Annotated in this window: 15 protein-coding genes; 7 read left to right on the plus strand and 8 right to left on the minus strand. The window is 56.6% G+C overall.

Translation table 11 applies throughout. The features are described from left to right. Positions 1-226: 226 nt before the first annotated feature. The 5 genes from SPE70_RS21985 to SPE70_RS22005 all read right to left on the minus strand — a co-directional run bounded on the left by SPE70_RS21985 (position 227) and on the right by SPE70_RS22005 (position 4,846). A complete protein-coding gene (locus tag SPE70_RS21985; protein WP_008806393.1) occupies positions 227-526 on the minus strand; it encodes a DUF1889 family protein in 300 nt (99 codons plus the stop codon). A 183-nt stretch (positions 527-709) separates the two neighbouring features. Continuing rightward, positions 710-2,263, minus strand: coding sequence for a peptide MFS transporter (locus tag SPE70_RS21990; RefSeq protein WP_008806394.1), 1,554 nt, complete (start codon positions 2,261-2,263; stop codon positions 710-712). 476 nt (positions 2,264-2,739) lie between these two features. Then, positions 2,740-3,162: a glutaredoxin-dependent arsenate reductase gene (gene arsC, locus SPE70_RS21995; RefSeq protein ID WP_008806395.1), complete on the minus strand. Its 423-nt coding sequence runs from the start codon at positions 3,160-3,162 to the stop codon at positions 2,740-2,742. Positions 3,163-3,171: 9 nt separating this feature from the next. Then, positions 3,172-4,464, minus strand: a complete 1,293-nt coding sequence (locus tag SPE70_RS22000) for an arsenic transporter (protein ID WP_012967253.1) — start codon at positions 4,462-4,464, stop codon at positions 3,172-3,174. Positions 4,465-4,516: 52 nt separating this feature from the next. After that, on the minus strand, positions 4,517-4,846 hold the full coding sequence (locus SPE70_RS22005; protein WP_008806397.1) for a metalloregulator ArsR/SmtB family transcription factor: 330 nt from the start codon (positions 4,844-4,846) through the stop codon (positions 4,517-4,519). Between the two features lie 219 nt (positions 4,847-5,065). On the opposite strand from SPE70_RS22005, the gene SPE70_RS22010 reads away from it, so the two are divergent. Beyond that, positions 5,066-5,359, plus strand: coding sequence for a YciI family protein (locus SPE70_RS22010; protein ID WP_008806398.1), 294 nt, complete (start codon positions 5,066-5,068; stop codon positions 5,357-5,359). Positions 5,360-5,377: 18 nt separating this feature from the next. Beyond that, entirely contained in the window at positions 5,378-5,950 is a 573-nt protein-coding gene (locus SPE70_RS22015; RefSeq protein WP_023323252.1) for a DUF1349 domain-containing protein, read from the plus strand. 3 nt (positions 5,951-5,953) lie between these two features. Here SPE70_RS22015 and SPE70_RS22020 read toward each other — a convergent pair whose 3' ends face one another. After that, entirely contained in the window at positions 5,954-6,229 is a 276-nt protein-coding gene (locus tag SPE70_RS22020) for a hypothetical protein (protein WP_043876093.1), read from the minus strand. A 170-nt stretch (positions 6,230-6,399) separates the two neighbouring features. Next, positions 6,400-7,299, minus strand: coding sequence for a LysR family transcriptional regulator (locus SPE70_RS22025; RefSeq protein WP_012540606.1), 900 nt, complete (start codon positions 7,297-7,299; stop codon positions 6,400-6,402). 138 nt (positions 7,300-7,437) lie between these two features. Here SPE70_RS22025 and SPE70_RS22030 point away from each other — a divergent pair, with 138 nt between their 5' ends. The 4 genes from SPE70_RS22030 to SPE70_RS22045 are packed head-to-tail and all read left to right on the plus strand — an operon-like array spanning position 7,438 to position 10,188. Next, on the plus strand, positions 7,438-7,746 hold the full coding sequence (locus SPE70_RS22030) for a superoxide dismutase (RefSeq protein WP_004151785.1): 309 nt from the start codon (positions 7,438-7,440) through the stop codon (positions 7,744-7,746). 2 nt (positions 7,747-7,748) lie between these two features. Then, positions 7,749-8,312 (plus strand): NAD(P)H-dependent oxidoreductase, encoded by a 564-nt coding sequence (locus SPE70_RS22035; RefSeq protein ID WP_023298192.1) that lies wholly within the window; start codon positions 7,749-7,751, stop codon positions 8,310-8,312. 20 nt (positions 8,313-8,332) lie between these two features. Continuing rightward, entirely contained in the window at positions 8,333-9,352 is a 1,020-nt protein-coding gene (locus SPE70_RS22040) for an aldo/keto reductase (RefSeq protein WP_049008715.1), read from the plus strand. A gap of 32 nt (positions 9,353-9,384) precedes the next feature. Beyond that, positions 9,385-10,188: a carboxymuconolactone decarboxylase family protein gene (locus SPE70_RS22045; protein WP_049008717.1), complete on the plus strand. Its 804-nt coding sequence runs from the start codon at positions 9,385-9,387 to the stop codon at positions 10,186-10,188. A 360-nt stretch (positions 10,189-10,548) separates the two neighbouring features. Here SPE70_RS22045 and SPE70_RS22050 read toward each other — a convergent pair whose 3' ends face one another. Beyond that, positions 10,549-11,478 (minus strand): LysR family transcriptional regulator, encoded by a 930-nt coding sequence (locus tag SPE70_RS22050; RefSeq protein WP_110197622.1) that lies wholly within the window; start codon positions 11,476-11,478, stop codon positions 10,549-10,551. Positions 11,479-11,607: 129 nt separating this feature from the next. Here SPE70_RS22050 and SPE70_RS22055 point away from each other — a divergent pair, with 129 nt between their 5' ends. Next, complete coding sequence (locus SPE70_RS22055) at positions 11,608-12,996, plus strand: MFS transporter (protein ID WP_064170011.1); 1,389 nt, start codon at positions 11,608-11,610, stop codon at positions 12,994-12,996. The last annotated feature ends 20 nt before the right edge of the window (positions 12,997-13,016 follow it).

Consider the following 13,016-nt stretch of genomic DNA (forward strand, 5'->3'; position numbering starts at 1 on the left):
AGACAAAGTGCAATCTTCAGAGATTGCCCGGCGGCGCTGCGCTTGCGCGGGCCTGCAACTAACTGCATAACTTTTTGATGTTGCTGTATTTTGTAGGCCGGGTAAGGCGAAAGCCGCCACCCGGCAGAAAGGCGAGCACAATAACCAAACAGGTTTGTCATCAGCAAGAATGCCTTCCCGGATGGGGAAGGCATTTAACAGAAGAGGCGGGGTGGATGCGCGGCGATTACACCAGGGCGCGCAGCTCCTCCTGCATATAGGTGGAAAAGAATTCCGGATGCTTGATGACCATCCGCTCGCCGGCGGCGATCCGTTCAGCCCAATCCGCCACTTTGTCGGTAAACCCGGCGCTCCAGCCCTGCTGCTGCCCGCGTTCAGCGACGTCGGCCGGGGTGGCGGGCACGCCCAGCTCTTTCAAATATTTGAGAATTCCCTTCGCGGTACTTTCATCCATAGACTGTGGTACTGGCTCAGACGTATTCATACCACCGATGAAATCCAATGCTTTATCAATGACTGCTGGCATAGGTGTGTCCTTATATTAACCACATAGTAAACCTGACTACACTATGGACCGGAAAGTGACGTGATTTCAAAGAACACGCTCACGTTATGGGACATCGCGCATTCTGAAAAAGGGATTTTGTTCTGCTGAGGCGGGTTTCGTACAAAAATAAGCCGGCCCCGTAGGGCCGGTCTGAGGATCGCGTCAGGCGTTGCTGACGGATGTTTGCCCGGCACTGGACCGACTGTTCTCCAGCATCCGGCGGACCGGGACAATCAGCACGGCCAGCACGGCGGCGCAGATCAGCAATGCGATGGAGCAGCGGGCGAAGAGGTCCGGCAGCAGCGACAGCTGATCGGCCTTCACGTGACCGCCAATCAGGCCCGCCGCCAGGTTACCCAGCGCGCTGGCGCAGAACCACAGGCCCATCATCTGGCCGCGCATTCTCTCCGGCGCCAGCAGAGTCATGGTCGCCAGACCAATCGGACTCAGGCACAGCTCACCGAGCGTCAGCATCAGGATGCTGCCCACCAGCCACAGCGGCGACACACCGGCCCCGCCGTTGCTCAGGACGTTCTGCGCCGCCAGCATCATCAGGCCAAAGCCCGCCGCTGCGCACAGGATGCCAATCACGAATTTGGTCATACTGCCCGGACGCACGTTTTTACGCGCCAGCGCAGGCCACGCCCAGCTGAATACCGGCGCGAGCAGAATGATAAACAAGGCGTTAATCGACTGGAACCAGACCGCGGGGATCTCAAAGTCGCCGATCATCCGGTTGGTGTAGTCGTTAGCAAACAGGTTAAAGGAGGTCGGTTTCTGTTCAAACGCGGACCAGAAAAAGGCCGCCGAGACCAGCAAAATAAAGCACACCAGCAGGCGCGCCCGCTCTTTACGGTTCAGCCCAGCGAAGACGAACAGCCAGATGAAATAGAGCGCCACGGAGGCGGCAATCACATAGACCAGCACGCTGGCCACCGCCACCGGGTTAATCACGATCGTGCCCAGGCTAATCAGCGTGACCAGCACTGCCACCCCCAGGGCCAGGGCCAGCAGCCACGCTCCGACGCCATTCTTTTTCGCCACCGGGCTGTTCCAGGTGGAATCGAGGCCGACCTCCGCGTCATAGCGCTTCATCGACGGCACGGCAAAGACGCGGAAAATGACCAGCGCCACCAGCATCCCGATCCCCCCGATGCCGAAGCCCCAGTGCCAGCCATGGGATTTAATCAGCCAACCGGAGATCAAGGGCGCGATAAACGAGCCGATATTGATCCCCATGTAGAACAGCGAAAAACCGCCGTCGCGGCGCGCGTCGCCTTTTTTATACAGGGTGCCGACCATCACTGAGATACAGGTTTTAAACAACCCGGAACCCAGGACGATAAACATCAGACCGATAAAGAACAGGTCGTTGCCCAGCCATGCCGACAGGGCGATCGACAGGTGCCCCAGGGCGATCAGGATAGAGCCGTACCAGACGGCCCGCTGCTGGCCAAGCCAGTTATCCGCCAGCCAGCCGCCCGGCAGCGCGGCCAGATACATACTGCCAGCAAAAATCCCGACGATCGCCGAGGCGTTCTCCCGCGCCAGTCCCATCCCACCGTCGTACACCGTCGCCGCCATAAACAGGATCAGTAAGGGACGGATGCCGTAAAACGAGAAGCGCTCCCACATTTCGGTGAAGAACAGGGAGCCCAGCGGATAAGGATGGCCGAAAAAGGTACGGCTTTCGTTTTTATTAACAGAGGAATGCATAAATTCTCCAGGTAAGGTGCGCCGCAGCGCAAGTTAACCGTATAAAGCGGGCTGACGATTTATAATTTGTTTGCATTAACATCAAACGCGAGCATTTTTAACCATTTGATAACCACACAATGGTTTTGTCCAGCCCCTTACCTTCCCTTTTTAGATGAAAAGTCGACAAACATCTAGTTTTGCAGATTTAACGTTCATAAAAAGATAAACAGCATTGACTTTATATTAGTGCAGAAAATCCGATTATTTTTATTAAAAAACAGAAAGTTAACGCTAAGGCGAGGTTCTATAGCGGCTCAGTTCGGCTACCAGGATAACGACAGAAAAAGTAAGGAAAACAGGTGGAATGATGTAGAAACCACGCTAAGTGGCAATATTTCTCTATCAGGGACTATCCTGGCCCACGATGTTTGTCGCGGAGGATGACGGGAGGGGAAGTGAGGCAGCCGGGAGTCAAAGCCGGCGCCTTTCGCGAGTTATTTCACACGCTGCCCTGCGGCATCAATGACTGGCTCACCGTCTTCCTTCACGAACGCGCCTTTTTGCGACGCCGTCAGGATCTCCAGCACCACCTCTGACGGGCGGCAGAGTCGGGTGCCCCGCGGCGTTGTCACGATCGGACGGTTAATCAGGATCGGATGCTGAAGCATAAAGTCGATTAACTGATCGTCAGTAAACCGGTCTTCCGCCAGTCCCAGCGCGTCGTAGGGTTCAACGTTTTTCCGTAGCAGGGCACGTACCGGGATCGCCATCGCGGCGATCAGCTGGCGCAGCTCATCGCGCGATGGCGGCGTCTCCAGATAATAGATAATGGTGGGCTCAGCGCCGCTGTTGCGGATCAGCGCCAGGGTATTACGCGAGGTGCCGCAGTCAGGGTTATGGTAAATGGTGATGCTCATAGTACGTTCTCATGGCTGGTTGAAGGAGAGACGCAGCGCCAGCGCGGCCAGCGTCACAAGCAGCACCGGCAGGGTCATGGTAATGCCGCAGCGGAAATAATACCCCCAACCGATGGTGATGTGCTTCTGCGCCAGCACATGCAGCCAGAGCAGCGTGGCCAGGCTACCAATTGGCGTGATCTTGGGCCCCAGATCGCAGCCGATGACGTTGGCATAAATCATGGCCTCTTTGATCGTCCCTGTTGCCGCGCTGCCATCAATCGACAGGGCGCCGACCAGTACGCTGGGCATATTATTCATTATTGAAGAGAGGAAGGCCGACAGGATACCGGTGCCCAGCGTCGCGGCCCAGAGCCCGCGCTCCGCCAGCATGTTCAGCACCGTGGTCAGATAATCCGTTAACCCGGCGTTTCGCAGGCCATACACCACCAGATACATTCCCAGCGAGAAGATCACGATCTGCCACGGGGCGCCGCGCAGCACCTTGCCGGTGTTAATCACCCGCCCGCGCTTCGCGACAGCAAACAGGATCCCCGCTCCCGGCGCCGCGATGGCGCTGACCGGGATCCCCAGCGGGTCAAGAACGAAAAAGCCGACCAGCAACAGCAGCAGCACGCCCCAGCCGGTGCGGAACGTCGCCGGATCTTTTATCGCCGTGACCGGCGCTTTCAGTAACGCCATATCCCAGGCCGGCGGGATATCCCGGCGAAAGAACAGGTGCAGCATCGCCAGGGTGGTGAGGATCGCCGCGAGATCGACCGTCACCATCACCGAAGCGTACTCCCTGAAGCCGATGGCAAAGAAATCTGCCGAAACGATATTCACCAGATTCGACACCACCAGCGGCAGGCTGGCGGTATCGGCAATAAATCCGGCGGCCATGACAAAGGCCAGCATCGTTCCCTTGCTGAATCCCAGCGCTCGCAGCATGGCAATCACGATGGGGGTGAGGATCAGCGCCGCGCCGTCGTTGGCAAACAGCGCCGCCACCGCGGCGCCGAGCAGGATAATCCAGGTAAATAGCAGACGACCCCGCCCTCTTCCCCAGCGGGAAACGTGCAGCGCGGCCCATTCAAAAAAGCCAGACTCATCAAGCAGCAGGCTGATAATGATAACGGCGATAAAGGTGGCGGTCGCATTCCAGACGATATGCCACACCACCGGGATATCGGCTAACTGTACTCCACCGGTGGCCAGCGCCAGCGCCGCGCCAAAGGCCGCGCTCCAGCCGATCCCTAAACCCCGCGGCTGCCAGATCACCAGCACCAGGGTCAGGACAAAAATCGCGCCTGCCAGCAACATGATTCCCCCCGTCAATCACATTCGAAAAAACAGATATGTTTAGATAAAATTTTTACTGACAACCCGCCCCGTCAGCCAGTCTGCAAACCATCATCCGCACATCGTCCTGCTGACTGAGCCAGGCTTGCTCAATCACCTGCGCCGCCCAGGCCGGCATCTGCGGAGAGAGGCGGTAATGGACCCATTTACCCTGTTTACGATCCAGCAGCAGCCCGCTTTCCCGCAGCATCGCCAGATGGCGGGAGATCTTGGGCTGGGACTGGGCGAGCGCCGTACAGAGATCGCAAACACACAGCTCTCCACGCGCCTTGAGCAGCAATACGATCCCCAGCCGGGTTTCATCGGCGAGGTTTTTGAACAGTTGCAGGGGCAACAAAGACATGATTTCTCCTTAAGCGTGACGGACAGCATACGGAACCACCAATAAAGATCAATATACATTCGTAAAAACATATGTGTTATTTCACGCCTGCGATAAGCCTCCGTTGAGTGGCTACACGCCCTCCCTTGCGCAATAGCACGGAAAAATACCGCGCTTTCTTTTATCCCTCATCGAAATGTGTCAGGCTGGCGATCCCATCGGATTGACAGGGTTTTCAGGATGAGTACGCTTTATGTGGTTGTTTTAACGTATATAAAACCGCTCGAAGAGGTGGACGACGCCATTCCCGCCCACGTCGAATGGCTCAAAAAAGGCTATGCTGACGGCCTCTTTCTCGCCTCCGGCCGCCGCCTTCCCCGCACCGGCGGGGTGATTCTGGCGAAATGCGCCAGCCGGGAAATGCTGGAATCGCGTCTGAGTCAGGATCCCTTCCAGCAGTTGGGTCTCGCCCGTACCGAGATTATTCCCTTTGAGGCCAGCATGGCGTCACCCGTACTGCAGTCGCTGTTATAAGCGTATCCCGGAGGAAAAATGCAGCCGTCCTTTCACTGGATCAATGAACCTGCCGAGTGGCGCCGCGATACCGACGGCCTGACGGTGGTCACCGATAAGCATACCGACTTCTGGCGCCATACCTGGTATGGCTTCGAGCGTTTCTCTGGGCATCTTTATGCTACTGAGGTGGAAGGTGATTTTACCCTGCAGGCAAAAATATGTGCCGATTTCACCACGCTTTACGACCAGGCTGGACTAATGATGATGGCGGACGAGCAGACCTGGCTGAAGGCGGGGATTGAATTCAATGACGATGCCCCGGCCATCGGCAGCGTACTGACGCTAACCCACTCCGACTGGGCCACCGGGCTTTTTCCCGGCGACCCGCGCACCTTCTGGCTGCGGCTGACCCGCAAGGGCGATGCGTTAAGGCTGCAGTATTCGACCGACGGCGAGCGCTGGCCGCTGCTGCGGCTCGGCTACTTTCCGCCAGGCCCGGTGAAAGCGGGCGTCATGTGCTGCTCACCGGAGCGCGCGGGACTGGCGGTTGAGTTTCAGGATATCCAGCTTTCCCCGCCATCAGACAAAGCGCTGCACGATCTGAGCTGAATGCTAGCGGGAAGACCCGACTTTCTCTGCATCCTGAGGGCCAGGATTGCAGGGTTCGCGGGTGCCGGGCAGGTAAAAATGGCCGTGCTTATCGGGATCGGTGCCGCCCGGGCACCCTGCCCGACCCGAGGAATTATCGCTATCGCCGCCGTTCGAACCGTTGCCGCCGTCGGCGCCAGCTATTACCGACTGCCCGTTATGGCCACCGTGAACGCCCTGCGCTGCACTGGCCGAAAACGCCACCAGCGCGAAAATACAGACCATGAAGCGTCTGCCCATTGCTGCCTCTCCCTTATTGATATTCCCCGTCCATCGCGTTGACGATGGGATGAGCCGTTGCACGGCAAAATGCACCGCGATAAAAACGCGTTATCCGCAGGGAGTATAGGGTTAAGGCTGAGAGAAAGACAGGGCCGGTGCCTTCAGACATTTCGCACGCAAAATAGACTCTATTCCGCGGTATGCGCTATCAGAAAATCAATCAGGGCTTTCACCCTTTTCGTTCTGCCCGCGTTTTTCGGGTAATAGAGATAAACCGGCGGATAGGTTTTCCAGTAGTCCTCCATCACCGGTAGAAACTGTTCACGATCGGGCTGTAGCCGCCAGATGGGTTCAAACAAGCGGCCAATCCCCAGTCCATGGCGGATACCGTCGGCCATGACGTCAATATCATTGCTGATTAACTGCCCCGGCATCTCGACGGTGAGCTGCTCGCCGTGATCATTGAGGATCAGCGGCAGGATGCGGTTGTTGGTAATAAAGCGATAGCCAATCAGCCGGTGATGGTTGAGATCGGCGGGCACCGCAGGCACGCCATATTCGGCCAGATAGGCTGAGGAGGCATATAACCCTTCCCGAAACGGCTTCATTAACGGGCGGGCGACCACTCCGCCTTCGAGAATATCGCCAAAGCGGATCCCCAGGTCGAATCGTTCTTCAATAATATTGACGGTACCGTCATAGACCGATATTTCCAGCTGGATCCCCGGATATTGCTGACAAAATGCCGCCATCGCCGGTTTCAAAATAAGCAGGTAGGCAAAGCGCGAGAGGGTTATTCTCACTGCTCCGGAGGGTTCCTGATTCTGGTCGCGGAGGCTCTCCAGCGATGTTTCCAGAACCTCCACCGCCGCCGCAGTCTGCTCCAGCAGCTGTTGCCCGGTTTCTGTCAACTCGATTCGCCGGGTAGTGCGCACAAAAAGCGGATGACCAATGTGCTCTTCCAGCAGCTTGAGCGCATTGCTGACCGACGGCGGCGTGATTTCTAATTTCCTTGCGGCGGCCGAGATAGTGCCTTCGCGCGCAATGCTCTGAAAAATGCGTATCTGATTATAAAGCGCGTTATTCATAGCATCTCCTTAAGCCAACCTCGCCTGATTATTAAGTACAGGCTAAATATTCTTAAGTCAATGACCGCCTAATCTTCGCCACCAGGGGCCCGTATACTTTTGTCTCTTCCCGCTGATAACGACTTTCCGGAGACAACGATGCGAATTTTATGTCTGGATATTCCCGCGCCCGGCGCGACGCTGGAACACTATGCGCCGCACCTTACCGCGGAAGCCCTGCATGCCTGGGGACTGTATAAGTCTGGCTTTATCCGCGATATCTATTTCCGTCAGGACCGACCCGGCGTCGCTATTTTCCTCGAATGCGACACCGTGGAAGAGGCGAATAACGTCATGGCCGAATTTCCGCTGGCAAAAGCGGGTTTATTAACCTTCGAGTGTATTCCACTCGGCTCGTTTATTAGCTGGGAAAACCTCTTTTCTGCCGAATTTAAACATCAGGAGTAACGATGGAAAGGCCTCATATCCTTATCGTTTCCGGGCATCCGGATCTCAACCATTCCATCGCCAACGCCACCATTCTCGACGAGGTAGAGACCGCCCTGCCCGACGCGGAAATCCGTCGTCTGGACTGGCTCTATCCGGACGGCAAATTCAACATCAGCGCAGAGCAGGAAAGCCTGCTGAAGGCCGATGTGATTGTCTGGCAGTTTCCTTTTTCCTGGTATGGGCTGCCCGGGTTAATGAAACAATGGCTGGACGAGGTCTTTGTTCACGGCTTCGCGCATGGCTCAACGGCGAAACTGGGCGGTAAAAAACTGCTTCTCTCTTTCACCACCGGTGCGCCGCAGGCGCTCTACACCACTGACGGTTTCTTTGGCCACGCCATTGAAGAGTACCTCCTCCCCTTCGAGACCACGGCCAGGCTGTGCAATCTTGAGCTGCTGGCGCCAGTTTATACCTGCGGCATCAGCTACGCCGACCGGGATGCCGACAAAATCGCCCAGCAAAAAGCGCGTGCCCGGGAGCACGCGGCCAGACTGATCGCGCAGCTGAAAACTCTGGTGGAATAATCCAAAGGGAGAAAATAACGATGCAGTATACCCGGCTCGGTAAAAGTGACTTACTGGTCTCCCGCATCTGCATGGGATGTATGGGGTTTGGCGATCCGTTGACGGGTCAGCATCGCTGGACGCTGGACGAAACAGCAAGCCGGGACATCATTCGCTACGGCCTCGAAAAGGGCATCAATTTTTACGATACCGCTATCGCCTATCAGAACGGCTCCAGTGAGCGGTACGTTGGCCGGGCGCTGCGGGAGATGGCAAAACGCGAGGAGGTGGTGCTGGCCACCAAGTTTCTGCCACGAACCGCTGCCCAGATAGCCGAGGGGATCAGCGGAAAAGAGGCGATAGCCCGCTCGCTTGACCAGAGTCTGCGAAACCTCGGGATGGACTACATCGACCTCTACATCTACCACATCTGGGATCACAACACCCCGGTTATCGACGTGCTGGAGGCGCTGCACACCGCCGTGACCGCTGGCAAGGTGCGCGCGATTGGCATTTCCAATTGCTATGCCTGGCAGTTGGCGAAGGCGAACGCCCTTGCCGAACGCGAAGGGCTGACGCTCTTTGTCTCCATGCAAAGCCATTACAACCTGATTATGCGTGAAGACGAACGAGAACTCTTCGGGCTGTGCGCAGAAGATAATATCGCCATGACCCCCTATAGCGCGCTGGCCAGCGGCCGTCTCTCGCGTTTAGAAGGCTACACGCGGCGAGCGGTGGAAGATGATTATGCCCGGGGCAAATACGACGGCACGGCAGAACAGGACCGGATCATTATTGCCCGCGTCGCCGAACTTGCCGAACGGCATCAGGTCTCCATGACCGAAATCTCGCTGGCCTGGCTGCTGACTAAAGTCACCGCCCCGGTGGTCGGCGCCACGCAAAAGCACCATGTTGACGGTGCGGTCAGCGCCGTGAACCTGCGGCTCAGTTCTGAGGAGATCCGCTATCTGGAAGAGGCCTACCAGCCGCACGTTCTCACAGGCGTGATGGCGCAAAACACGCCGCAAGCCAAAGACCATCCTCAGGTGTGGACGCGGTAACCCTCTGTCCTGTTCAGCAGGGAGAATAAAACATGAAAAACGTGATTGCCGCGGCAGCCTTGTCGCTTGTGCTGTCTGATTTTGCTTATGCCAACGAACAAAGAGATGAAGCTATGATGAAAATTACCCCTTCAACCCTTGTGGACGCTGATATTCACGCGGTCTCACCGGCGCTGGCGCGCTTCGGCCGCGAGGCCATCAGCAACGACCTCTGGCAACGTGACGCCCTGTCCACCCGCGACCGCAGCATCGTGACCGTAGCCATGCTGATTGCCCGCAACCAGCCAGGCGAGCTGAAGCACTATATTGCCGTTGCGCTCGATAGCGGCGTGACGCCAGCGGAAGTATCAGAGATCATTACCCATCTGGCGTTCTACTCAGGTTGGCCCAATGCAATGTCAGCCGTCAGCGTGACCAAAGCGATCTTTGCAGCCCGCGGCATCACGGCAGAGGCCCTGCCCGCCGCCTCGCCAACGCTGCTGCCACTCAATGAACAGGTAGAGAAACAGCGTGCAGAGACCGTGGAGAAAAATGTCGGCCCCATTTCGCCTGGCCTGGTTAAATTTACCGCCGACCCGCTGTTTCTCGACCTCTGGCAACGGCCCGCGCTTACGCCCCGCGACAGAAGTCTGGTGACGGTCAGCGCGTTAATCGCCGCCGGACAGAGCGCGCAGATTGGCTACCACCTGAACAGAGCCATGGATAATGGGCTTTCGGCTGAAGAGGCAGGAGAAGTGGTCGCCCAGGCGGCGTTCTACGCGGGATGGCCAAATGCGTTTACCGCCGCCCCGGTAGTCGGCGAGGTATTGCGATCGCGCGAAAGCAAAGCTGAATAAAAAAGAATAAAGGACAGGTAAGCTGTCCTTTATTTATCGTTAACTGTTAATTTAAAGGTACCACGAGGGCTTTCGATTAGGTCTCGCGGAAAGAACATAAACGGTCTATCGAAGTATGGAGACTTCGATAGTGAGTCTGTTCACATCGCTCATTGAGAAAATTTCCGTTCCGTATGCCGTCATGAGTCTCATCCTTTGAAAGCAGCGATCGCTGTGGCGAGACGGTAGCGCGGACATGTCTATTTGGTCAGAGATGGACATCTCAATTTAGCTACTACACCGCTACTTCGCTTGATTTTTTATATTAAATATCAATAATTTGAATTATTCATTTAATATAAATTGATGTTATAGCAATCGCTATACAGGCTCCTTAGTCATGACTGACCTCCCCACACCGCATATCGCAAGAATTTGCTCTCTCAGCCAGCGGTGACCGGGGTCGCGTTCCATTCTTGGGTGCCACATCTGCGATACCGTAATACGACGGCTTTTGAACGGCAGCTCGAAAACGTGTACCTGGTCCGTTACCTGCTGATTGAGTAAATAGAGTGCGGGTATCATGGCGATAAGATCCGATTCCAGCGCCACGGACAGGGCTGTCGGAAATCCCGGTACGACGCTCGCAATTTTACGTTTTGTCCCCAGTTCGGCCAGCGCATCGTCGACGGATCCGTGCAACGCGCCATCGGGTGACGCTACCACATGGCCCCAGGCGACATAATCACCCACGCCTATTTCTGCCTGCTTAGCCAGCGGGTGCCCTTTACGCACGACGCCAACAAACCGATCCTCAAACAGTCGTTGCAGCCGTATTTCTGGCCCCATATTACTCTGAACGCCAATCTCCAGATCAACCAGCCCTTCCCGAAGATAGCGCGACGTTTTTTCCGGCTTAGGCGCGAAGCGTATACAGACATCCGGCGCGGCGTCGGCAACCGCTGCTATGAGCGCAGGCCCAAACGCCACCACAAAGCCATCGTTTGCCCTGATGGTAAAAAGACGCGCCAGACTTCTCGCGCTGAACGTTTCCATTGAGGGCTGCAATACCGCCCTGGCCTCGTGCACTGCACGCCTGGCGCGATCCCGGGTCGCTTCGGCCCACGGGGTCAGTACCATGTTACGCCCGGCGCGCACCAGGATCGGGTCTCCTGTGACATCGCGTAACCTGCTTAATGTCCGGCTCATGGCCGAGGTGCTGAGGTTCAGACGACGTGCCGCACCTGCGACACTCGCTTCACTCAGCAATATGTCGAGTGCTACCAGCAAATTAAAATCGGGATCAGACATTACCCTTCCTCCCAGCACATTAAGATAAGGCGTTTGATGCAACAATAAAGTGAAAGTAGTGCGTCTTCCGCCCAGTAAAAGCCATCTTTATAGTTTTGTCATCCATACACTCTTCTCAGAGGACAAATGATGACGCTCTTTTCCAGTCAACCCGGCGACGAAGGACTGCCTGGCCCGGCGCGCGCACGGGTGATGGCCGCAATAATGACCACCACCTTAATGGGCGTGTTTGATGGCACCATGATCAACATTGCCCTGCCCTCAATGGCTCAGGAGATGCAGGTACCTGCCAGTATTGCCGTCTGGTTCGCCAACGGGTATCTGCTGGCGGCTGCGATGACGCTGGCGATATTCGCGGCGCTTGCGGCCCGTCTGGGTTATCGCCCCGTATTTCTGGCGGGCCTGACGACCTTTACCCTGACATCACTGGGTTGCGCGCTGGCGAATAAGCCCGAAGTGCTTATTGGTATGCGCGTGCTTCAGGGGATCGGCGGCGCGGCGACGCTGAGTATTGCCCCCGCAATACTCAGGTCCGTATTTCCCGGACGATTACTTGGCCGCATTCTGGGGTTCCATGCCCTGCTCATTGCCTCCAGCTCCGCTATCGGCCCGGTATTGGGCGGTACGATCCTTCACACCCTGAGCTGGCAATGGCTGTTTGCGATAAACGTTCTTCCCGGCACCCTCGCCTTACTGCTGGCGGTCAGAGCGCTGCCGCGGGATGCGATCCCTATGCAGGCGCCCTTCGACACCCTGGGCGCCATATTGTCGGCGCTGCTGTTGGGTTCGACGATCATGGCGGCGAACAGCCTACAGAACGCTACTTCTCAATTCGGCAGCCTTTGCTGGATGGCTCTCGCTGCGCTGAGCGGCATGGCTTTTATCTGGCAAATCCGCCGCACGGATCATCCCTTACTGCCGCCGACCATGTTTAAAAATGAACGTTTTACCCTCGCGGCCTTCACGTCGATGGTTGCTTTTGTCAGCCAGGGGATCACCTTTATTGCGCTACCCTTCCTGTTTCAGAGCGAATACGGCTACAGTCCGGTAGTGTCTGCCCTGCTGTTTACGCCGTGGCCGTTAGGGATCGTGCTGATTGCGCCGCATGCAGGCCGTTGGGCGGACACGATATCAGCCCCGGCGATATCCACCCTGGGGCTGGTGATTTTTGTCGTCGGTTTGATCCTGCTGGCGACGTTACCCGCCGGCCCTTCAATGTGGGATATCTGCCTGCGAAGTCTGGTGTGCGGAATAGGGTTTGGCTGCTTTCAGAGTCCTAATAACCGGGAAATGCTCTCAAACGTTATTCGTGAGCACGCGAGTTATGCGTCCGGTGTTTTATCCATTATGCGCACTTTCGGGCAGTGCCTGGGAGCCGCCGCCGTAGCCGTTCTGCTGGCAGCAGATGAAAGGTCAATTCATGTTGCGCTGTGGAGCGCTGCCGCGGCCTCTGCGGTATCGGTCATCGTCAGCGCGAGCCGGTTGCGTAAAATTACTCATCCTGCGGAAACAGGATAAATGCGAAAATATCACTAAAC

The organism is Klebsiella sp. ZJOU C1 (genome assembly GCF_035620215.1).
In the GTDB taxonomy this organism is placed as follows: Bacteria; Pseudomonadota; Gammaproteobacteria; order Enterobacterales; family Enterobacteriaceae; genus Klebsiella; species Klebsiella variicola.